19 protein-coding genes and 1 riboswitch are annotated in these 20,980 nt (G+C 59.8%); of the genes, 7 read left to right on the plus strand and 12 right to left on the minus strand.

Going from position 1 to position 20,980, the window contains the following annotated elements; all coding sequences use genetic code 11:
- Positions 1–80: 80 nt before the first annotated feature.
- The 7 genes from VE009_RS02125 to VE009_RS02155 all read right to left on the minus strand — a co-directional run bounded on the left by VE009_RS02125 (position 81) and on the right by VE009_RS02155 (position 10,191).
- Entirely contained in the window at positions 81–1,367 is a 1,287-nt protein-coding gene (locus VE009_RS02125; RefSeq protein ID WP_325005736.1) for a cellulase-like family protein, read from the minus strand.
- Positions 1,368–1,384: 17 nt separating this feature from the next.
- Positions 1,385–2,188, minus strand: coding sequence for a carbohydrate ABC transporter permease (locus tag VE009_RS02130; RefSeq protein WP_325005737.1), 804 nt, complete (start codon positions 2,186–2,188; stop codon positions 1,385–1,387).
- Complete coding sequence (locus tag VE009_RS02135; protein ID WP_325005738.1) at positions 2,185–3,138, minus strand: sugar ABC transporter permease; 954 nt, start codon at positions 3,136–3,138, stop codon at positions 2,185–2,187. The genes VE009_RS02130 and VE009_RS02135 overlap by 4 nt, the downstream gene beginning before the upstream one ends.
- Before the next feature lie 87 nt (positions 3,139–3,225).
- Positions 3,226–4,590 (minus strand): ABC transporter substrate-binding protein, encoded by a 1,365-nt coding sequence (locus VE009_RS02140; protein ID WP_325005739.1) that lies wholly within the window; start codon positions 4,588–4,590, stop codon positions 3,226–3,228.
- A gap of 132 nt (positions 4,591–4,722) precedes the next feature.
- Positions 4,723–6,465, minus strand: a complete 1,743-nt coding sequence (locus tag VE009_RS02145; RefSeq protein WP_325005740.1) for a sensor histidine kinase — start codon at positions 6,463–6,465, stop codon at positions 4,723–4,725.
- On the minus strand, positions 6,462–8,024 hold the full coding sequence (locus tag VE009_RS02150; protein WP_325005741.1) for a response regulator transcription factor: 1,563 nt from the start codon (positions 8,022–8,024) through the stop codon (positions 6,462–6,464). Before VE009_RS02150 ends, VE009_RS02145 begins: the two co-directional genes overlap by 4 nt.
- 151 nt (positions 8,025–8,175) lie before the next feature.
- Complete coding sequence (locus VE009_RS02155) at positions 8,176–10,191, minus strand: methyl-accepting chemotaxis protein (protein WP_325005742.1); 2,016 nt, start codon at positions 10,189–10,191, stop codon at positions 8,176–8,178.
- A gap of 115 nt (positions 10,192–10,306) precedes the next feature.
- Positions 10,307–10,395: riboswitch (cyclic di-GMP riboswitch) on the minus strand.
- Between the two features lie 189 nt (positions 10,396–10,584).
- Here VE009_RS02155 and VE009_RS02160 point away from each other — a divergent pair.
- Complete coding sequence (locus tag VE009_RS02160) at positions 10,585–11,421, plus strand: DUF92 domain-containing protein (protein ID WP_325005743.1); 837 nt, start codon at positions 10,585–10,587, stop codon at positions 11,419–11,421.
- A 61-nt stretch (positions 11,422–11,482) separates the two neighbouring features.
- Here the strand turns inward: VE009_RS02160 and VE009_RS02165 are convergent, their stop codons facing one another.
- The 4 genes from VE009_RS02165 to VE009_RS02180 form a co-directional block, all read right to left on the minus strand.
- A complete protein-coding gene (locus VE009_RS02165; RefSeq protein ID WP_325005744.1) occupies positions 11,483–11,959 on the minus strand; it encodes a small multi-drug export protein in 477 nt (158 codons plus the stop codon).
- A 140-nt stretch (positions 11,960–12,099) separates the two neighbouring features.
- Entirely contained in the window at positions 12,100–12,528 is a 429-nt protein-coding gene (locus VE009_RS02170) for a hypothetical protein (protein ID WP_325005745.1), read from the minus strand.
- A gap of 55 nt (positions 12,529–12,583) precedes the next feature.
- Complete coding sequence (locus VE009_RS02175) at positions 12,584–13,021, minus strand: hypothetical protein (protein ID WP_325005746.1); 438 nt, start codon at positions 13,019–13,021, stop codon at positions 12,584–12,586.
- Between the two features lie 4 nt (positions 13,022–13,025).
- Positions 13,026–13,223, minus strand: a complete 198-nt coding sequence (locus tag VE009_RS02180; RefSeq protein ID WP_325005747.1) for a helix-turn-helix transcriptional regulator — start codon at positions 13,221–13,223, stop codon at positions 13,026–13,028.
- Between the two features lie 356 nt (positions 13,224–13,579).
- Here VE009_RS02180 and VE009_RS02185 point away from each other — a divergent pair, with 356 nt between their 5' ends.
- The 5 genes from VE009_RS02185 (at position 13,580) to VE009_RS02205 (ending at position 19,512) form a co-directional block, all read left to right on the plus strand.
- Positions 13,580–14,737 (plus strand): GntR family transcriptional regulator, encoded by a 1,158-nt coding sequence (locus VE009_RS02185; RefSeq protein WP_325005748.1) that lies wholly within the window; start codon positions 13,580–13,582, stop codon positions 14,735–14,737.
- A complete protein-coding gene (locus tag VE009_RS02190; protein ID WP_325005749.1) occupies positions 14,734–15,552 on the plus strand; it encodes an MBL fold metallo-hydrolase in 819 nt (272 codons plus the stop codon). Before VE009_RS02185 ends, VE009_RS02190 begins: the two co-directional genes overlap by 4 nt.
- Before the next feature lie 24 nt (positions 15,553–15,576).
- On the plus strand, positions 15,577–16,698 hold the full coding sequence (locus tag VE009_RS02195; protein ID WP_325005750.1) for an extracellular solute-binding protein: 1,122 nt from the start codon (positions 15,577–15,579) through the stop codon (positions 16,696–16,698).
- Positions 16,699–16,777: 79 nt separating this feature from the next.
- Complete coding sequence (locus VE009_RS02200; protein ID WP_325005751.1) at positions 16,778–17,785, plus strand: ABC transporter ATP-binding protein; 1,008 nt, start codon at positions 16,778–16,780, stop codon at positions 17,783–17,785.
- A 74-nt stretch (positions 17,786–17,859) separates the two neighbouring features.
- On the plus strand, positions 17,860–19,512 hold the full coding sequence (locus tag VE009_RS02205; protein WP_325005949.1) for an iron ABC transporter permease: 1,653 nt from the start codon (positions 17,860–17,862) through the stop codon (positions 19,510–19,512).
- Positions 19,513–19,595: 83 nt separating this feature from the next.
- Here the strand turns inward: VE009_RS02205 and trmL are convergent, their stop codons facing one another.
- Positions 19,596–20,081 carry a tRNA (uridine(34)/cytosine(34)/5-carboxymethylaminomethyluridine(34)-2'-O)-methyltransferase TrmL gene (gene trmL / locus VE009_RS02210; RefSeq protein WP_325005752.1) on the minus strand — a complete coding sequence of 162 codons (486 nt, stop codon included), beginning with the start codon at positions 20,079–20,081 and terminating at the stop codon, positions 19,596–19,598.
- A 136-nt stretch (positions 20,082–20,217) separates the two neighbouring features.
- Here trmL and VE009_RS02215 point away from each other — a divergent pair, with 136 nt between their 5' ends.
- The gene (locus tag VE009_RS02215) at positions 20,218–20,937 is read left to right on the plus strand and encodes a response regulator transcription factor (protein WP_325005753.1); all 720 of its coding nucleotides are present in this window, start codon (positions 20,218–20,220) and stop codon (positions 20,935–20,937) included.
- The last annotated feature ends 43 nt before the right edge of the window (positions 20,938–20,980 follow it).

Consider the following 20,980-nt stretch of genomic DNA (forward strand, 5'->3'; position numbering starts at 1 on the left):
GTTGTAAATCTTGTATGTCGCCAGGCAGCGGCTTAGACGCGTAATGCAAAAGGACCGGCGCGCCCGCCGGTCCTTCCGAGTTAACTCTCCAAAATGTACCGATTCCACTTCCGTTGCCATTCGACGTCCGCCCAGAACGGATGATGCGGCGCGCAGTTCGAGCACAGCACCATGCCCCAGAAGCCGAGCTTCATCCCTTTGCGAACGGCGTATTCCGCGATCGACTTGCCGACCGGCCCTTCCTCGAATTGGGCGTACAGCGGCGTATAGCCGACGTATCCTTCGCCGATGACGACCGGCAGTCCGCGATCAATCGCCCACTCCGCCGCTTCGTCGAGCCGCTCGTCGATCTTCTGCAGCATCGCGAGGCGGTGCGCCCCGTACCGTTCGTACAAGTACAAGTCCCATTTCACAGGGTCCGCCCAGTCGTGGAGATACAGCAGCTTCAGCCCGACCGGATTGCCGTGCAGCCGCCACTCCTCCCCTTCCGGGAGATCGTACTCGGCGAACGGCGGCGCGCCCTCCCGCAGCAGCGACTGGACGAGCGGATTCGGGAACGGCACGTCCGGATTGCGAATGCCCGTCGCCTCCATCAGCTCCTGCAGCACGCCGTTGATGTACAGATGGAAGTGCGCGACCTGCTCGTTGTCCGGCACATGCGCCTTCGGGTACGGATCGTTCAGCGTGTAGCAGCCCGTCGCGAGCACGTCCGGATGGCGCTCTCGCAAATACGCGATCGCCTCCTCCACATAAGGCTTCATGCGGCGGATGATTCCCGACGTATTCGACTCGGCGACGCCCGCGTCGAGCGCGACTTGATTGAGCCGCCCGTACTCCAGCTCGTTGTGCAGCTCGACGTACGCGATCCGGTCGCCGTACCCGGCGTCCTTCGCGAACGAGACGAGCCGGTCCATCGAGCGCGCCACGTATAGGAATCGCTGCTCCGGCGGCACGGCGAGCAGCTCTTCGAACAGCTCCGGCGTCTTCAAGAAGCTCGGGCTCTGCTGATATTCCCAGGAAGTCAGGATAATATAGCAGTCGTGCTTCTTCGCTTCCTCGAACAGCTTCAGCAGATGCGCGGTTCCGTCCAGCTCCGCCCCGCCCTGGCAGTTGTACCAGCGCGTGCGAACGCCGACCATGCCGAGGTTCGAAAACCGCAGCGGCTCCGTCCGCGGCCCGCCGCCGTTCGGAAACAGGAAGCACGGCATCGCGCAGACGCGGATCGTGTTGTAGCCGCGCTCGACCGCTTCCTTGAACCGGGCGCCGAGGTCGTGGTACGGCTCGTCCGGCATCGTCATCGTGTACCAAGAAAAATCCCACATCGTGATCGTCAGCTTGCGCGGCAAATGCTCGCGTGTCCCCGTCATGTCCATTCCTCCTTCGGTTATCCTTTCACCGCGCCCGCCGTAATGCCCTTAATGAACGTCCGGGAGCCGAGCAAAAATACGAGCAGCACGGGCAGCGTCGCGATCGCGAGCGCGGCCATGCGCGCGGCGTAGTCGGTCCGATGCACGATCCCGAGGTTCGAGACGAAAATCGGCACCGTATACCAGCGGTCGTTATTGATCGTCACGAGCGGCAGCAAATAGTTGTTCCACGACCACAGGAAGACGAGCGTCGCCAGCGTCGCGAGGCCCGGCTTGATGAGCGGCGCGACGATGCGGAAGAAAATCATGCCCTCCGAGCAGCCGTCGATCCGCGCGCACTCGATCAATTCGTCCGGCACCGTGTCCTTGATGAACTGCACCATGAAGAACGCGCCGAACGGGAACGCCGCCCAAATCAAGATGATCGGGAACAGCGTATTGCCGAGGCCCAAATGCTTCATCTCGATAATGTAACCGATGATCCCGACCTGCGTCGGCACCATCATCGTGACGATGATGAAATAGTTCAGCGCTCGGTTCAGCTTAAACTTGAACTTGGCGATCGAGTAGCCGATCATGGCGCTCGTCAGCACGGCCAGAACGACCGCGCTGACGGAGACGATCAAGCTGTTCGCGTACACCTGCGTAAAGTTGCCCGAGAACACCGTCCGCAGGTTTTCCCATAAGTAATCGCCGGGAAGCAGCGGAAGCCCTTTGAAAATGTTTTCGGTCACGTGGGTCGACATCACGATCATGACGTAGAACGGCACGAGCGACGCGAACGTGACGGCCGTTAAAAACAGCCAGACGAGTTTTTTCATCGGCGTTCCTCCTTCCCCGCGGTCAGCCGATAGCTGAGAATCGAGAATACGATGATGATCATGAACAGCGCGTACGCGATCGCGGAGCCGTAGCCGAAGCGCGTGTTCGAGATGAACGAATCGTCGACGAATTTCCAGATGACGGTGAGCGCCGCGTTGCCCGGACCGCCGACCTGCACCGAGCCGGACCAGCCGCCGTACAGCAGCTTCGGCTCGTCGAACAGCTGCAGCCCGCCGATGACGGAGGTGACGACGAGGAACACCGTAATGTTGCGCAGCAGCGGGAACGTAATCGTGCGGAACGTGTGCAGCCCGCTCGAGCCGTCCATTTTCGCCGCCTCGTAGACGTCCTGCGGAATGGCGGTCATCCCGGCGAGGTAAATCGCCATGAAATAGCCGAGGTTCCGCCAAATGATCATCAGCGCGATGATCATGCGCGACGTCCACTCGCCCTGCAGCCAGTACACGCCCTCGGCGATGATGCCCGATTTGACGAGCAGCTGGTTCACCGTGCCCGTCTGCCAATCGAACAGGAACGAGAAAATGAAGCCGATGGCGACCGGCGTCGTGATGTACGGCAGGAAGTTCACCGTCTGGAAAAATTGCCGTCCCTTCGCGAGATGGAACGTCAGGTACGCGAGCGTCACGCCGAGCAAGATGGTCAGCGGCGTGCTCATGAGCATGATGATGACCGTATTGGACAGCGATTTGTAGAACAAGGGATCCCTTGTAAACAAATCGATGTAATTTTTGAGTCCGATGTACGTTTTGGCGCCGACGCCGTTCCAATCGTGCAAGCTCAGAAAGAAGGAGTAGGCGACCGGATACAGTTGAAACACGGCGTACGCCAGAACGAACGGCAGCGCGAATACGTACGGCCATGCGTTCCAGCGCTTGCGCGGCGCCCGCGGCGCCGCCGCTTTCGTCGCGGTGTGGATTCCTTCCATCATGGTTTCTCCCTCGTTTATCCGGAAATCGCGAAACCGCAACCGCCGCTCTTAGGCGGGCGGCGGTTACGGTTTGCGTGTCTCTATTCGTTACTTCACGGCGGCGTCCGGCGCTTTGTTCTTCACTTCTTGGATGAACATGCCGAGCGCTTCTTGCGCGTCGATGCCCGTATCCTTCGTCCAGAGCGGGTAGAGCGACATGAACGCTCCGTCGACGATCGACTCGTATTTCGTTTGCGGTTCGCCGACGACGCCCGGCACGATTTTCTCGTAGAAGTACTTCGTCAGGTTTTGGCCGCCGAAGAACGCGTCGAACTCGGATCCCGCTTCGATCAAGTCTTGGTTGTTTTCATAGAACGCCTTCACGCCCGGCGTGAAGCCGAATTTCTCGAACGCGATTTTCGTGCCTTCGTCGGACAAGTACATGAAGTTCACGTACGCCCAAGCGGCTTCTTTCACTTTGCTGTCTTTGTAAATGCTGATCGACGTGCCGCCGCGCGTAAAGCTGCCGCCCGGCGCTTTCACGAGACCCCAGCGGCCGCTGCCTTCCGGATCGTTCGCGGCGATATGCCACTTCGGTCCCCAAGGCGCCATCGGGTAGAAGATGTTCTCCCCGGAGGCCATCGACGCGGACCACGACGGCGTCCACAGCTCGTGCTTGCCGAGAATGCCGGCGTCGCGCATTTCCATCAGCTTCGCGATCGGCTCCTGCATCCGCTTCGTCAAATCGATTTCCGTGCCGTTGATGTACGTTTGAGCGGTTTGGCCGCGCAGCGCGATGAACGCGTCGCCGACGCCCGGCAGCATCGTCACTTTGCCGCCGCTCTTCTCCTGCACTTCCTTGCCCTTCGCGATGAACGCGTCCCAATCGGCGAGCAGCGTTTCCAGCTCTTCCGGCACGTCCGTGCCGAGCAGCTCTTTCGCGAGGTCGCGGCGGTAGGCGAAGCCGGCCGGCGTAATTTGCTGGTCGACGCCGACGAGCTCGCCGTTCGGGCTCGACATGAGCGGCACGAGGTAGTCGAGCAGCTGCGAACGGTCGAAGTTGTACGGCGCCTGCTCGAGGTTGTCGAGCACGCCGAGATCGAACAGCTTGCCGCGGTACGCCGTTTCGCCGAGGATGACGTCCGGCACGTCGGAGCCGGACGCGATGCCGCTCTGCAGCTTTTGCAAGTAGTCGTTCGGGTTAACGACGGTGTATTCGACCGTGATGTTCGGGTACGCTTTGTTGAACTCCGGGATCATTTCTTTCAGGAACGTTTCGTCCCAATCCCATACTTTAATCGTGGCCGTAAGCTCCTCCGGCGAAGCCGGCTCGGCGCCTGCGCCCTCCTGCGCGGCCGGGCTTTCCGTTCCCGTTCCGCTCGTCGTCGATCCCGCTCCTCCGCAGCCGACGACGGCGACGGCGATCGCCAGCAACAGCGCGAGGAAGAGCCAAGTTTTTTTGGTCTGTTTCAATCGAATCCCCTCCAACTTAGTAGAAAGCGTTTGCACCTTCATTGCCTTCATTGTAACAACGCTTTCAGAGCCCCCATACCGGACAAAGCGGTTATTTTGTATAAAATCCGGTTGCGCTTTCAGATTGCGCTTTCATTGCTGGCTGCGGTACGGCAACCGCACGACGGCCCGGACGCCGCGCGCCGCCCCGTTCTCCACCGCGACGCCGTACGGCTCCCCGTAATGGAACCGAATGCGCTCCCGAATGTTGGCGAGACCGATGCCCCGCATTTGGTCGGCCCGCTTGCCGCTTCGATCCGGCGCGCCGGTCTCCGGCGACGATTCCTCCAGCCCGACGCCGTCGTCTTCCACGAGGAGGATGAGCTCGCCGCCTTCCCGGCGCGCGGCGATGCGAATGCGCCCTTCCGGCTCCTCCATCGGCACGATGCCGTGGAAGATCGCGTTCTCGACGAGCGGCTGCAGGACGAGGCGCGGGATGACGGCCGACCGCAGCTCCTCTTCGACCTCCCATTCGACCCGGAACCGGTCCGGATACCGGAACTGCTGGATGGCGATATATTTTTCGACGATGACCATCTCTTCCCCGAGCGCCGCGAAAAAGACGCCGTCCCCCGTCTTGATCGTATCCTGCAAAATGCCGATAAACGCCTCGGTCATGACGGCCGCGTCCCGACTCCGGTTCGCGTACGACAAGTAAATGACGGTGTTCAGCGTGTTGTAGATGAAATGCGGATTGATTTGCGACATCAGAAGGCTGATCTGCATCGTGCGCTTCAGCTCCTCGTGCTGGATCGACGCTTCGACATGCTGCTTCAAGTCGCTCACCATCCGGTTGAAGCCCGAGCCGAGCACCTCCAGCTCGTCCCCGCTGCGGATCGTCACGTTCGTCGTCAAATCGCCGACGGACACGCGCTTCATCGCCTGCGTCAGCCGCGAAATCGGCTTCGTGATGTTGACGATGAGCGGCAGCACGACCGCGAGCATGGCGACCAAGCTGCTGATGATGATGAACACGTAATAGTCGAGCAGCCGGTTGATCGGCTCGAACAGCTTCGCCTTGGACAGGACGGCCCCTTGATGCCATCCGTACGGCTCCGAAGCGAGCGCCAAATACATATGGCTGTCGTCCTCCGCGAGGCCGCCCGACTCGATCGCCCTCGCGATCATGGGCTCGTAGCTCGCGTCCGGCGCCGCGCCGCCGCTGAACAGCATCTCGCCCGCCTCGTTGAACAGCATCAGCTGCTCGAAATCGGACAAGCTTTGCTCGAACGCGTTCGCGATTTCGCTATATTGAATGTCCAGCACGAGCCAGTATTCCGGAGAGCGCGGCTCCTGCAGGTTTCTGTATTTCACTGCGTAGCTAAAGACGTCTCGATTGCCGTTCAAATAAAAGAAGTCGTGCGGCGCGGTGAAGCCGGTGCGGGCGCCGGAATCGAGGAACGCCTGGAACCAATCCTCCCGCAGGTAGTCGGCGAAATAATCCGCGTACCCCGAATTGTTCGAGAACGTCGTCCCGTCCTCCCGCACGATCATGGCGTTCAGAATGAACGCGTTGAGCGCGGCGAACCGCTTCAGCCGATCCTGCACCTCGGTCATGCGGAAATAGTCGTCCTCGATCGACGAGGACGGCATCGGCATGATGCGCGCGTTGATTTCTTCGTCGGATACGATATATTCCGCCAGCTTCACGACCTGCTCCCGCACGCGGACGAGCTGGGACGAAATTTGCGCGAGCTGCGTGCGGCTGTCGTTGAGCGAGCGCTCGCGCAGGATGTCGGTGACGTAGGCGTACGTGAAATAGCCGCTCGACAGCAGCGACGCCACGATGACGAACGCGCAGATGGCGATAATTTTCGTGCGGATTTTCGCTCTCACGGCGCCGGCCTCCCTTTGCTCTCCGCGTATTCGTTCGGGCTCGCGCCGACGGCTTTGCGGAACACTTGGCTGAAATATTGGCTGCTTCGGTAGCCGACCATCTCGGAAATTTCGTAAATTTTATGTTTGCCTTCCGCGAGCAGCCGCTTCGCGTGCTCCATCCGGACGTGCGTCAAGTGCTCGAGCATCGTGCGGCCGACCTCTTCCTTGAACAAGTGCCGCAGATGGTCGCCGCTGATGCCGAGCGCGCCGGCGATGCTGTCCGACGTCAAATCGTCCGCGTAATGCTTCTGCATGTAATCGAGCGCTTGCCGCACCTTGGCGGACAGCTTCGACGACGCGCGCGCCTCGTCCGCCGCCTCCCGCAGCCGCGCCTCGAACCAGGCGCGGAGGCGGTCAGCCGGCGAACGGGCGTCGGCTGCGGCTTCGGCGGCGAGCGGCCCGTCCGCCTGCATCGGCTCGAGCGGCGGCAGGGCGTATTCGGCGCGGAACTCCTTCAGCAGCCGCAGCCCCCGCTCGCACAGGTCGCGGAGCGCCTCGACGTCGCGGCTCGCGGCGGCGGCGCCGAACGCGGCGCGCAGCGCGCGGACGGCTTCGTCCGGCGTAAGGGCGGCCAGCGCCGCCGCGGCCCGGTCGAGCTCGCCTTGGAGCCGCTCGCGGTCCGCCGGGGCCGCCGGCTCCTCGTCCTCCAGAAGCAGCGTCTTGCCGGCCCCGTCGAACGCCGCCGCGCGGCGCACCGCTTCCTTGCCCGCCCGGTACGCCGCCGCCAGCTCCGCCGCCTCGCGGAAATCGCCGGCCGCGCAGACGGCCGCCGCCCGCCCGCCGCGCGCCTTCAGCGCCTGCCGGATCGCGGACGCCGCCTCGAGCAGCCGCTCGCGCCGATTCCGCGCCCCGGGCTCGGGGGCGAACGCCGCGACGAGCGCCCACAAGTTCGGCTCCATGCGGGCCGTCTCCAGCGCGGCGGGGATCGGCGGCTCGAGGAACGGCTCGTCCGCGTCGGCCGGCTCCGGCCGCGGCTCCCGCGCGAGGAACGGCGCATCCGGCTGCAGGAGGAACAGCGCGTACCGCCGCTCCGACGCGGCCGCCTCGCCTCGCCGATCGTCGAGCGCCGCGAGGTCCGCCGCCCGCCCGGTCAGCACGTCGCGCAGCAGCTCCCGGCGGAACAGCCGGTTTCGCAGCCGCTCCTTCTCCCGCGCGTCCCGGATGCGGCGCAGCTCCGCGAGCAGCGTCTCGGCGCCGACCTCGTGCTTTAGCAAATAATTTTCGACGCCGAGCGTCAGCGCCGCCTTCGCGTACTCGAACTCCTTGTACGACGTCAGCAGCAATATTTTCGTCTCCGGGTGCTTGTCCAGCACGCGGCGGCTGAATTCGATGCCGTCCATGCCGGGCATCTTGATATCGACGATGACGAGCTCCGGCAGCAGCCGCTCGAAGCTGTCGAGCGCCCGCTTCGGATTCGTCTCCTCGGCGACGACCGCGAAGCCGAGCGACTCCCAATCGAGCAGCCGCCGAAGATGCTGCACCGCCAAAATTTCATCGTCCACCAACATGACTTTCATGATTGATCGCACCGCCCGAATGCATCGTTTTTGTTTAATGCTACTAATCATGGCACTCGGCGGGCGATTTGTCGACCGTCGAACGCGCGGGGCGTCCGTTCTCGCGCACAAAAAAACCGGCGCGCCTCGGCACGCCGGTTCTATGTACACGTTAAACTTTAAATTTGCCGACCATCCCCTGCAGCTCTTCCGCCATTTTCGTGAGTACGGATGTGGAGGCCGTAATTTCCTGCATCGAAGCGAGCTGCTCCTCGGTGCTTGCGACGACCTGCTGAATGCTGCCCGACGATTGCGCGGAGATCGCCGACACTTCTTCCATGGCGCCCAGAATCGCGGCCGCGCCGGCGGCCGTCCGCTGCGAAGCCGACGACACCTGCTCGATTTGGCGCGCGACCGCGTCGATCGCCTCGACGATTTCTTCGAACGCCCGTCCCGCCGAGTCCACGACGCCGACCCCTTCCGCCACTTCGCCGGAGACGAATTCCATCGTCGCGACGGCGGATCGCGTATCTCTGCCGATCGACCGCACCAACTCGGAAATCCGCTTCGCCGATTCGTCGGATTGCTCCGCAAGCTTGCGGATTTCCGCGGCAACGACGGCGAACCCGCTGCCGTGCTCGCCCGCGCGCGCCGCCTCGATCGAAGCGTTCAGCGCGAGCAAATTCGTCTGGGAAGCGATGCCGGAAATGACGCTCACGATCTGCTCGATTTCGTTCGAGCGCTCGCCCAAGCCGTTCACGTCCTGCGCCAGCTGCCCGACGCGGCCGCCGATCGAGCTCATTTTCGCGACCGCCGTTTGGATGGACTCATTCCCGCTCTCCGCCGTGTCCTTCGTACGGGCGGCCGCGTCGGACACGTCCGAAGCGTTGACCGACATGAGCCGCAGCTGCTCCGCCATGCCGCTCAATTCATCTTTCGTTTCCACGATTCGCTGTGCCTGACGGTCCGAGCCGGCGGCGACCCCTTGGATCGCCTCGGTCACCTGTTCGGCGGCCGACGAGCTTTGCTCCGAGCTTGCGCTCATCTGCTCGGCGGAAGCGGCGAGCTGATGAACATTATCGTTGATTTGATGAATGATCGACCGGAGCGACGAAGCCATCTCGTTGAAGTTGCGGCCGAGCTGTCCCAGCTCGTCGCTCGATTCGACGGCGATCTGCTGCGTCAAGTCGCCTTCGCTAATATGGCGCGAGCCGACGCCGATGCTGCGCAGCGGCTGCAGAATGGAACGGAGGATCCAGAACACCATCGCCCCGAACAGCGTCAGCGCTACAGCCAGCACGATGGCCGTCGTGCGCAGGATCGGCGCCGCTTCCGCGGCGACCTCGCGCTCGTACATCGTTCCGGCGATCTTCCAGCCGGTTTCGGGGTTCGTCGCGAACACCATCTTTTTCTCGTCTCGGCCGTTAAGAACGTAGTCGAAGGATCCGGAGTCCCCGGCATACAGTTTATCGTGCTCCTCGTTCTCCGCAGCGACCGTGCCGCCTTCGTTGGCCGGATGGTAGATGTATTTCCGCTCCTCGTCGAGGATGTACACGTACCCCTCGCGTCCGATCGTAACGTGCTTCGCGATCTCGGCAAGCTTCTCCAAGTTGACGTTGAACGCTACGACCCCGCTCCCGTCCGCCGTCACTTTCGCGACCGTCACGACGAGGCTGCCCGTCGTCGCGGATACGTACGGAGCGGTCACGACCGCTTCTCCTTGATGCTCCATCGCTTTGATGAACCACGGGCGCTTGCGCGGATCGAAATCGGCCGCGTTGCGTTTGTCCGGCGAATTGACGTACAGGCCTGTCTTCGTCCCGACGAACGACAACTCGACCTCGTCGTGGATGGACATGAACGTCGCCAATTCGTCCCGCACGGCGGCGTCCGCGACGACGTTCGTGCCTTCGAGCGCGGCGACGTCCGCAAGGGCGATCGTGGCCGCCAAGACGCTGATTTCTTTCTTCTTGGCAATGAAGTAATCGTTGATGATCGTATTCAATAAATTTACGTTCTGCTCGGCCGCCTTCACCATCTGGTCCTCGATTTCCGTTCTTGCGTTGGTGAACGAAATCAGGGAGACGACGATCGTCGGGATCAGCAGCGCCGCGGCGAACGCGGCGATCAATTTGTTTTTGACGGACAGCAGATTCATGATTTTCATTCTTTCCAGCAGCGGTTTCATCGTTGCACTCCTTCTAGTTGTCCAAGTTTGTCGAATGGGGCGGCGGATTCGGCACAAAAGAAAAGCCGCCCTCGCATGCGGGGGCAGCTCATCGTTCGATGGTCTTGATTCCGTATACGGCAGCCCGGCGATCATGCGCTGCTCGCAGCGTGTAGACCCGTGGCTTTGCGTCCCGATCTTTCGACCGGTTTGCCTTTATCGATATGCAGCTTCGTTCCAAAGTCCGCGCCATTTTTTGGTCATTAACTGGATTAAGTATATCATGGGTTTCATGATTTGCAACTTTTGTTCTGCGCCCCAATACCCCCTAGGCTTACAGTCAAGTCCCGGTCCGTTTCCCGCGCGCCGGCCGCGTCGGGTATACTAGATGGAAAAACAGGGGGCGAGCATGCGATGGAATGGCTCATAGGGTTGGCCGGCAGCGCGGCGATCGCGGGAGCGGCTTATGCGAAACGGTCGCTGTCCGGCTCCGGCTTCCTGGCGGCGGTCACAATGGGGACGGCGATGTACGCGCTCGGCAGCGCGGTTTGGTTCGGCTCCCTCATCGCGTTCTTCCTATCGTCGACGCTGTGGTCCAAGTGGAAAGCGCATGCGAAGCGCGAAGCCGAGAGCGGCTACGAGAAGTCCGGAAGGCGCGACGCCGGCCAAGTGCTCGCGAACGGAGGGCTGGGGCTGCTGCTGTGCGCGGCGCACGCGGCATGGCCGCATCCGCTCTGGTGGTACGCCTTCCTCGGCGTCATGGCGGCGGTTACGGCCGATACGTGGGCGACGGAAATCGGAGCCTTCAGCCGGACGCCGCCGCGATCGGTCAAGACGGGGCGGCGCGTGCCGCCCGGCACGTCCGGCGGCGTCTCCGCCCTCGGCCTTACCGCCTCGCTGGCCGGCGGCCTCTTCATCGGCGCCGCGGCGTGGGCGCTGCTGCTCGCGGCGCCCGGCGAGGCTGCGCCGGATGCGGTCGCGGCGGCGCTGAGACCGGCCGCTTGGATCGGGATCGCCGGCCTCGCCGGCGCGGCCGGGTCGCTCGCCGATTCGTGGATCGGCGCGACATGGCAGACCATGTACCGCTGCGGCATATGCGGCCGCGACATCGAGCAGGCCCGTCACTGCGGGGCGCCGGCCGCGCGCATCCGCGGCCGCGCCGGCTGGAACAACGACGCCGTCAACACCGCCGGTTCGGCCGTAGGCGGCGCGGCCGCCGCGGCCATGGCGCTGGCGCTCGGCTTCGCCTGACATGTCTAAAGAAAGCCGAAAGACTTCGAACCGCCGAACGGCATCGAAGTCTTTCGGTTTGTTATAACGCATGGAACAAGCTGAGTCCGTACACGGAAGCCGCCGCGAATACGATCGTCCATAACGCTAAACTAATCGTCATCCAACCGACCACGCGAGTTTTGGAGGCGCCGAGGGTTAAGGCCAAGACGGCGGCGATATCGGTTCCGACGAAAATCGGCGCCAGCAGCGCTAATCCCGGGATCCCGTATTTTTCCCAAATCGCCTTGGACCGCGTTTCTCTTTTCGTCGGACCGACGATACCCTTTCGTTCCCTTCTTGCCTGCCTCCAATGATCGATCTGCTTGAAAAACAGACCAAGCAGCAAAATAAGGAGAAAATTGCCCGCGAAGGCCGTAACGCCGACCCACACAGGCGACAATCCCCAGGCGACCCCGAGAGGTACGACTAGAGAAACGTCCATCCAAGGCGCCGCCGCAAGCAAAAACAAAACCAGAAACTGCCACGCCGCACCCGCTTCTTCCGCCCACTCCAGCAAACGACCACCCCTCTCTCGTCCAATGTGCCGGAACACAATCGTGTCGTCTTTCGATTAAGTTTTGTTTCTCCATTCCTTCACGGCGTAATAAAAGGATGTGGCGCAGAACGTGCCCACAAGCAACATGATGGTGAAAGGGGTCATTCCCGAATTCCCCTCCCGGCTACCAAAGGAATGAACTTTCTCCGATCCAGCCACAACAAGACAACGCACATAAGCGTCAACACGGTGCTCAAATCCTGAACTCCGATATCGTAGCAGTAATTCACCGCCATCACGTTAAGCGCAATCGGAAAGTAAATCATCGCTCCGAGCGTAGAGGTTCTAGGAATCGCGATGAGAATCGCGGCGATCACTTCCCCCAACCCGATAAAGATTTCGTACGTCCGAGAGTATCCGAAGAAGGTCCAAGCGACCGTAAAGCCTTGCCCTCTGAGAGCCGCAAGATCCGCCGTCGGTTCGCCGAACTGGCCGAAGGTTAGCTTCGCGACGCCGTAAATTAGAAAGTTGAAAGCTAAGAACAACCGAAATGTCGCAGGCGTAGATTGGGCCAGTACTCGTTTCAACAACTGGTTTTCTCTCCTCTCCGTTCCAACAATCTCGAGAAACAGCCGCCTTTCTCCATCAAAACCGATTGAATTTACGAATCGTCAGCCAATAAACGAGGTATTGCCCTAATCCTAATACGCCGATGCAGATGAGCGGCGCAATGCGATGGCCGGCCAGGACGAAGCACGCGCCTGCCGCTAAGGGCAAAGCGACGGTATAGTAAATGTATACATTTCGACATGCTTTGAACGTAATCCATTGCTGCCCTTCATCCATCTCGCGAAGCTCGGGGGGAATGAGCCCCCAAGCTTTCACGGGATGCCGCGGTTGGTTCCGGTTATGCAAAAAAATTAACGCGATCCACGCCAAGGCTAGGAGCGCGAATAGCAGAAACGAATACCGAATCAGCGGCGACTCGCTTTCGGTACCCGCTAAAGAAAGCACCAAGAAACCGGTCATGAGAAGGAAGTAAAACATTGGAACCAGCGGCGAACGTAAGATGCGCTGAAGCATGGCACTACTCCTTTATATAAAAAATTTCTTCCACCGGTACATGAAATGCCTTGGAGATTTTCAAGGCTAACGTAACGGAGGGCGCATAATCGCCCTTCTCGATCAAACCGATCGTTTGCCGGGTCGCTCCGACGGCGTCGGCTAAATCTTGCTGCGTCCACTTGAAACGCGCGCGAAGCTCGCGTACTCGGTTTTCAAGCATTTCCCTGTTCTCCTATGCGTTATTGGTAGTTCTAATTGTAAATGGAAATTGTCATTATGTAAATGATCCATTGCATTTTGTCATAAATAATTGCACACCCTCCGATGCTGCCCCGCCTCCGTCGGCGGCAATCTCGGCTCGGACGGGAACGCAACCGTTTCAGGACGATTTTCATTCTATATCACTGATATAGAAGACAGAACCGAAGAGAAAGGCCGTAAAAACTTTACACAATCTTAACGCATATATCATTGATTATGTCAGTGACATCGATTACCTTCAGAATAGATCGAGCTGGTTCGCCGCGGATCGGCTCCGGTTCGCGAGATCGAAGAAGACGAGGAATGTTGCCGATCATGAAACCTGCCTCTCCGTCCAAAAAACCGCAGCGACAGTTGTATTTGGAAATCGCCGACAAGGTGCTGGACATTATCGAAAGCCGACGACTCGAGCCGCATGATCCCGTTCCATCGGAAGGGGAGCTCGCCAAGCTGTTCGGGGTCAGCCGCATGACCAGCAAGCTGGCGCTGGAGCGGCTCGCCGAGCAAGGGGTGGTATACCGTCTGCCGAGACGGGGAACGTTCCTCGCCGGCAAGCGGGAGACGGCCGGCACGCTCGCCGGGGCCCCCGAAAAGCCCGCCCCGGACGACCGGGAATCGGGTCGGAGGATCGCGCTCATCGTGCCGCATCTCTCGGACTACACGTCCAGAATTATCGCGGCGGTCGAACACGAAGCGCGCCGACACGGCTGCGACCTCATCTTGAAAATCAGCAAGGACAAAGACGACGAAGACCGATGCCTGCAGACGCTGGTGGACGGAGGCATCGACGGCCTGGTGCTGTTCCCACAAGGCCGCAAAACGTGCAGCGACCAAGTGCTTCGGCTGAAGCTGCAGCAGGTGCCGATCGTCATCATCGACCGCATTTTTCGCGAGGTGCAGATCGATTGCGTCTACCACGATCACTTCCAGGGCTCTTATCAAATGGCGAAATATTTGATCGAGAAAGGGCATCGCGACATCGGGTATACGTCCAACGCGACCGAAAACATTACGAGCCGGGAAGAGCGGTATCAAGGGTACATCCAGGCGCTGCTCGATCACGGCATTCCGGTCAAAACCGAGTACATCCATTTCCGAGGCGTGCCCTGCGACCCGAGCCGCATCAACGAATGCGATCCGGAGCAGCGGCAATTTATCGGGGGCAATCCCCTGATGACGGCGGTGATGTGCGGAGACGACCATATCGCCATCTCTACTTTGTTCACGGCGCTGCACATGAACGTGCCGGTGCCGGACAAGCTGTCGATCGTCGGATTTTCGGACATTCAGCTGTCGGCGCTGACGCCGATTCCGCTGACGACGGTACGGCAGGATACCGATCGGCTCGCCCGATCCAGCGTCGAACTGCTGATGAAACGCATGAACCGCTCCAAGGAGAAACAGCTTACGGTCAAAATTCAAACGGAAATTATCGAGAGGAAATCCGTGGCAGTCAGAGGAGACAGCTTATGAAAATTCATTTTCTCGGAACGGCGGCCGCCGAAGGATACCCGAACGCGTTCTGCCGCTGCGAATATTGCGCGAAAGCGAGGGAACTCGGCGGGAAAAACATTCGCACGCGCACTTCCGCCATCGTCGACGATACGATCAAATTCGACTATTCGCCCGATTCGTTCATGCAAGCGCTTCGATACGGCATCGATTACGGCGCGATCGAGCATATGCTCGTCACCCATACGCACTCCGATCATTTCAATGCATACGATCTGGAGTGCCGCCGGACGGGCATCGCGCACGACTTGCATCATCCGCTGCATATTTACGGGAACGACGCCGTCATGCAGCGGACGCGCGCCGCCATCGGCCGCTTCGAAGGGGAGCGGTTCGCGTTCCATCTGCTGCGCCCCTTCGAGACGTTCCTCGCGGGGGACGCCCGAGTGACGCCGCTGCTCGCGGACCACGACCGGATGGAGACGTGTCTGCTGTACGTCGTCGAGAAAGGCGGCAAAACGCTGCTGTACGGGCACGATTCCGGCTGGTTTCCGGAAGCGACGTGGCAATGGCTGCGCGGCCGGCAGCTCGACTGCGCGATTCTCGACTGCACGCACGGCTATACCGGAAACTCGCGCGACCGCAACCACATGTGCGTGGAGACGGTGCTCGAAGCGCAGCGGGAGTTTCAGAAGGAACGCATTTTGAAACCAGACGGAAAAATCGTTGTAACGCATTTCAGCCATAACGCCAAGCTGCTCCACGAAGAGTTCGAACGAATCTTCGATCCCGTCGGGATAATAACGGCCTATGACGGGTTGATCTTATACATCTAAATCATTGAAGGAGTGACAAGGACAATGAAAAGATTGGTAACGGCGGCTTTGTTTGCAGTGGTTAGTTTGGCGGTAACGGCGTGCGGCGGCGCGAGCGGCGGGGAGACGGCGGAGACGCCGGCTCCGGCCGAAACGCCGGCGGCCTCCGGCGCGGAGACGAACGAGCCGGCGGCGGAACAGCCGGCGGCGAACGAGAAGCTCATCGTGTACACGAATGCGAATTCCGACGGCCGCGGGGAATGGCTGATCGAGCGCGCGAAGAGCGCGGGCTTCGACATCGAGCTCGTCGGAGCCGGCGGCGCCGATTTGACGAACCGGCTGATCGCGGAGAAAAACAACCCGACGGCGGACGTCGTGTACGGTTTGAACAACATGCTGTACGAAAACCTGAAGAAAGAAAACGTCCTGATCTCGTACGTTCCGCAATGGGCCGGCGAAGTCGAAGCGGGCCTCAACGACCCGGAAGGCTACTACCACGGTCTCGTGAAGCAGGCGATCCTGCTCGGCTATAACCCCGACGCATTCACGCCGGAGACGGCGCCGAAGGATTGGACGGAGCTGTATAAGAACGACGCGTTCAAAGGCAAATACGAAGCGCCGACGCTGCTCGGGCAAATTACGCCGCAGCTCGTCGTCGCGGGCATCTTGACCCGCTACCAGGACCCGAACGGCGATCTCGGCATCTCCGAGGAAGGCTGGAACGAAATCCGTCAGCTGTACGCGAACGGAGTCCGCGCGGTCGAAGGGGAAGACTTCTACGCCAACCTCGCCAGCGGCAAGACGCCGATCGGGACGCTCGTCTCCGGCACGCTCGCCAAGAAAGAGGAGCAGTACAAAGTGAAAGCCGGCTTCGCCGCTCCGGAGATCGGCGTCCCGATGATCGTCGAGCACGTAGCGATCGTGAACGGCACGAAGAAGCTGGAGACGGCGCAGCGGTTCGTCGAATGGATGGGCACGGCCGAAGTGCAAGGCGCATTCGCCGCGGATTTCAACGCGATGCCGGCGAATACGAAGGCGGCGGAGCAAGCGAACCCGTCCGTGAAAGAAATGTACGCTTCGCTCAAGGCGCAGCCTCTCGACTGGGGCTTCATCGCCGACAACGTCGGGCAATGGGTCGAAAAAATCGAACTGCAAATCATGGAATAAACTTTCATGCCGCCGGACTGCATATTGGGAAGCCAATATGCAGTCCTTCTTTCCAAGTCATTCGAACTTAGGGGTATTTATGATTACATTCCAAGACGTACAAATTCATTTCGGTTCCTTTCACGCCGTCAAAGACCTGAATCTGGACATCCGCGAAGGCGAATTTTTCACCTTCCTCGGCCCTTCCGGCTGCGGCAAAACGACGATCCTCCGCACGCTCGTCGGATTCATTTCTCCTTCCGGCGGCCGCATTACGCTGAACGGCCGGGATATCACCCGCGTCCCGATCGAGCAGCGAGGCATCGGCATGGTGTTTCAGAGCTACGCCCTGTTTCCGACCATGAACGTGTACGAAAACATCGCCTTCGGGATGCGCGTCAAGAAAGCGGCCAAGGCCGAAGTCGATCGGGACGTTCGGGAAATCGCCCGCAAGGTGGATTTGAAGGACGAGCAGCTGTTCAAGAAGGTGTCCGAGCTGTCCGGCGGCCAGCAGCAGCGCGTCGCGATCGCCAGAGCGCTCGTGCTGAAGCCTAGCATTCTCGCGCTGGACGAGCCGCTGTCGAACCTCGACGCGAAGCTGCGCGTCCAGCTGCGGAACGAGCTGAAAGAGCTGCAGAAAAAGTTCGGCATCACGACGATTTACGTGACGCACGATCAGGAAGAGGCGCTCACGCTGTCCGACCGGATCGCCGTGTTCAATCACGGCAACGTCGAGCAGGTCGGCACGCCGCAAGAAATTTACAACCGTTCGCGGACGGAATTCGTGTGCAACTTCATCGGGGACATTAACCGCATCGATCCGGAGCTGCTCCGGAACAGCCGGCTGCACGAGCGAATCGATTCGAACAAGAAAGCTTACATCCGGAACGAAAAAGTGAGCCTCGCCCCGTTGCAGGGAGAGGACGTCGTCTCGTTCAAAGGAACGATCGTCGACCGGGAATTTTACGGATTGTACAGCAAATACGCGCTGCGGATCGACGGGGGCGGGCTCCTGAAAACGATCGAAAAGGAAAGCGGCCAAGATCTCCGCAGCGTCGGCGACGCCGTCGATGTGTACATCAGGACCGGGGACATTTTACAGTATTGAGGGATGGGGGCAGGACGTTGAACGCGGAATTGTGGAAAAACCGGCTGGCGTCCATCCGTCCGACCGCATTGATCATGTACGGTCTGATCGCATGGTTCGTCATCGCCTTTTTGATTTATCCCAATGTGAACATTTACTACGAAATCTTTTTCCCGAACGGCACCTTCACGCTCGAGGCGGCGTCTAAGCTGCTGTCGTCGGCTCGGGCGATGAAAAGCTTGTACAATAGCTTTCTGCTCGCCGTATCGCTTGTCGTGACCGTCAACGTCGTCGGCGTCGCGCTCGTTTTGCTCACGGAATACTTCGATATTAAAGGCGCGAAGCTGCTGCGGCTTGGATATTTTACGACGCTCATTTACGGCGGCGTCGTCCTCGTATCCGGGTACAAATTCGTGTACGGCGAAACCGGGTTCATCACGAAGCTGCTGGCCGGTTGGTTTCCTTCCTTCGACGCGGGCTGGTTTCACGGCTATTGGGCGGTGCTGTTCGTCATGACGTTCGCCTGCACGTCCAATCATGTGCTGTTTTTGGGCAACGCGATTCGGAAGATCGATTTCCAGACGGTCGAAGCGGCGAGAAATATGGGCGCGTCCTCCTTTTATATCTTATGGAGGGTCGTGTTGCCGGTATTGAAGCCTACGATGTTCGCGCTGACCATTTTGATTTTCCTGACCGGGCTCTCGGCGACGTCGGCGCCTTTGATTTTAGGCGGTACCGAATTCCAAACGATCACGCCGATGATCCTGACGTTTTCGAAGAGCATGACTTCGAGAGATTTGGCCGCGCTGCTGGCGCTTATTCTCGGACTGGCCACGCTGCTCCTGCTGACGCTGATGATTCGGCTCGAGCATCGAGGCAATTTCATGTCGGTTTCGAAGGTGAAGTCGGAGCTGGTCAAACAAAAGATTCAGAACCGCATCGGCAATTTCGCCGCGCATGCGCTCGCATACGCCTTGTTCTTGATCTACATCGTGCCGGTCGTGCTGATCGTCGTCTTCTCCTTCACGGATGCGCGCAGCATCGCTTCCGCGGCATTGGACGCAGGCAGCTTTACGTTGGATAACTATAAGCTGGTCTTCTCGAACATGAACGCGTTCAAGCCTTATTTGGTCAGCATCGCGTACGCCGCGGCCGCCTCGGTCGCCGTCGCCGCGCTGGCGCTGATGGCTTCGCGCATATTGCACAAATACAAAAACAAGTGGACGGCCGCGTTGGAATACGCGCTGCTCATCCCTTGGATGCTCCCGGCGACGTTGATCGCCATCGGGCTGATCGTTACGTTCAACGAGCCGCGGCTCGTCATCGGGAACGCGGTGCTCGTCGGCACGCATTGGATGCTGTTTCTCGGCTACGTCATCGTGCACATCCCGTTTACGCTGCGGATGGTGAAGGCGTCCTTCTTCAACCTGGACGGCAATTTGGAGGACGCGGCCCGCAATTTGGGGGCGAAATCGTTGTATACGTTCCGGCGGGTGGTGCTGCCGATCGTGCTGCCGTCGACGCTCGCCGTGCTGGCGCTCAATTTCAACAGCATTCTGGCTGACTACGATTTGACCGTATTCTTGTATCATCCGCTGTATCAGCCGCTCGGCATCGTCATCAAGAACAGCACCGACGCGCAGGCGCTGGCCGACACCAAGGCGCTGACGCTGGTGTATACCGTCATCCTTATGATCATGTCCTCCCTTACGCTGTATTTCGTATACGGCCGGAAGAACGCTTCATAGCTGGATACGTTTCACGCCTCATAACGAAAACAACGCCCCATCGACGGAGCCGTCGACGGGGCGTTGTTGCTGCGTAACGCCGTTTATGATGTCGGTCCCGACATATGGAGCGACGGGAATCCGACCTGCCGAAGCGCTTCGAACAGCACGATCGCCACCGAGTTCGACAAGTTCAGCGAGCGGATATGCTCATTGTTGATCGGAATGCGGATGCGTCGCTCCGGGAAGCGCGAGAGGATCGAGTCGGGCAATCCTTTGGTCTCTTTGCCGAATACGAACATATCCCCCTCCTGGTATTCGAAATCGGTATACGAGCGGCTCCCTTTCGTCGTCGCGAAAAACATGCGCCCGCCCCCGTACTGCTCCAGCACGTCATCGAACGATTCATGCACGTGCAGCTTGACGTGAGGCCAATAATCCAGGCCCGCCCGTTTCAAATCTTTGTCCTCGATCGAGAAGCCGAGCGGCTTCACGAGGTGCAGATGCGCGCCGGTGCCGGCGCACGTGCGGGAAATGTTGCCCGTATTCGCCGGAATTTCCGGCTCGACCAATACGATATGGAACGCCACGTTCGTTCATTCCTCTCAACAAAAGTTTTACATTAAGTTAATCATCCGTTAATTCGGCGTTGACGTCCGTGCGGGATAATGGTTGTGCGCCGCAGTCCGGCGATGAACGCATCTCTACCTAGGAGCGAAACGGACCATGAAGAAAAGAGTATTGGTCGTTGACGACGAACCATCCATCTCCATGCTGATCGATTTCAACTTGAAATTGGCCGGTTACGACGTCCATTGCGTGTACGACGGAGAGGCCGTATTTCAAGTGCTCCCGACGTTCCGCCCCGACGTCATCGTTTTGGACTTGATGCTCCCGAAGATGGATGGCATTCAAGTGTGCCGCCGGCTGCGATCGGAAGGCAATCTCGTTCCGATCGTCATGCTGACCGCGCTGCAAGATTTGTCCGACAAAATCGCAGGCCTCGATAACGGCGCAGACGATTATATGACGAAACCGTTCTCCCCGCAAGAGCTCGTCTCCCGCATCCAAGCGATTCTTCGACGCACCGCGGCGCTGCCGGCGCTGCAGACGGACGAACCGATGGTTCACGGTTCTATCCTTGTGAAGCCCGAGCAGCGGGAAGCGATGGTCGACGGCGAACGCGTCGATCTGACGCCCAAAGAATTCGATCTGCTGCTGTACATGATGAAGCATCCCGGGAAAGTGTTGTCCCGCCAACAGCTGCTTCACGGCGTATGGGATTACCACTTCCTCGGAGACACCCGCATCGTAGACGTCCACATCAGCCATCTTCGAGACAAAATCGAGCGCAATCCTCGCAGCCCTGAGTACATTGTAACGATCCGCAATGTCGGGTACAAGCTGAGCGAAGCCCCGGCGAAGGATACGGCGCTGAACGGCTGATTGGTTTCTTCAGACGACAGGTTTCAACGCAAAGCACCCCGCC

The sequence above is a fragment of the Paenibacillus sp. genome, from assembly GCF_035645195.1.
Taxonomy (GTDB): Bacteria; Bacillota; Bacilli; order Paenibacillales; family YIM-B00363; genus Paenibacillus_AE.

Coding starts and splice junctions, on each gene's coding strand:
- VE009_RS02135 (WP_325005738.1), bottom strand. CDS start 3,138: ATGATGGAAGGAATCCACACCGCGACGAAAGCGGCGGCGCCGCGGGCG.
- VE009_RS02200 (WP_325005751.1), top strand. CDS start 16,778: ATGATTACATTCCAAGACGTACAAATTCATTTCGGTTCCTTTCACGCC.
- VE009_RS02205 (WP_325005949.1), top strand. CDS start 17,860: ATGTACGGTCTGATCGCATGGTTCGTCATCGCCTTTTTGATTTATCCC.
- VE009_RS02125 (WP_325005736.1), bottom strand. CDS start 1,367: ATGACGGGGACACGCGAGCATTTGCCGCGCAAGCTGACGATCACGATG.
- VE009_RS02180 (WP_325005747.1), bottom strand. CDS start 13,223: ATGCTTGAAAACCGAGTACGCGAGCTTCGCGCGCGTTTCAAGTGGACG.
- VE009_RS02155 (WP_325005742.1), bottom strand. CDS start 10,191: ATGAAACCGCTGCTGGAAAGAATGAAAATCATGAATCTGCTGTCCGTC.
- VE009_RS02160 (WP_325005743.1), top strand. CDS start 10,585: ATGGAATGGCTCATAGGGTTGGCCGGCAGCGCGGCGATCGCGGGAGCG.
- VE009_RS02130 (WP_325005737.1), bottom strand. CDS start 2,188: ATGAAAAAACTCGTCTGGCTGTTTTTAACGGCCGTCACGTTCGCGTCG.
- VE009_RS02175 (WP_325005746.1), bottom strand. CDS start 13,021: ATGCTTCAGCGCATCTTACGTTCGCCGCTGGTTCCAATGTTTTACTTC.
- VE009_RS02190 (WP_325005749.1), top strand. CDS start 14,734: ATGAAAATTCATTTTCTCGGAACGGCGGCCGCCGAAGGATACCCGAAC.
- VE009_RS02195 (WP_325005750.1), top strand. CDS start 15,577: ATGAAAAGATTGGTAACGGCGGCTTTGTTTGCAGTGGTTAGTTTGGCG.
- VE009_RS02215 (WP_325005753.1), top strand. CDS start 20,218: ATGAAGAAAAGAGTATTGGTCGTTGACGACGAACCATCCATCTCCATG.
- VE009_RS02185 (WP_325005748.1), top strand. CDS start 13,580: ATGAAACCTGCCTCTCCGTCCAAAAAACCGCAGCGACAGTTGTATTTG.
- VE009_RS02150 (WP_325005741.1), bottom strand. CDS start 8,024: ATGAAAGTCATGTTGGTGGACGATGAAATTTTGGCGGTGCAGCATCTT.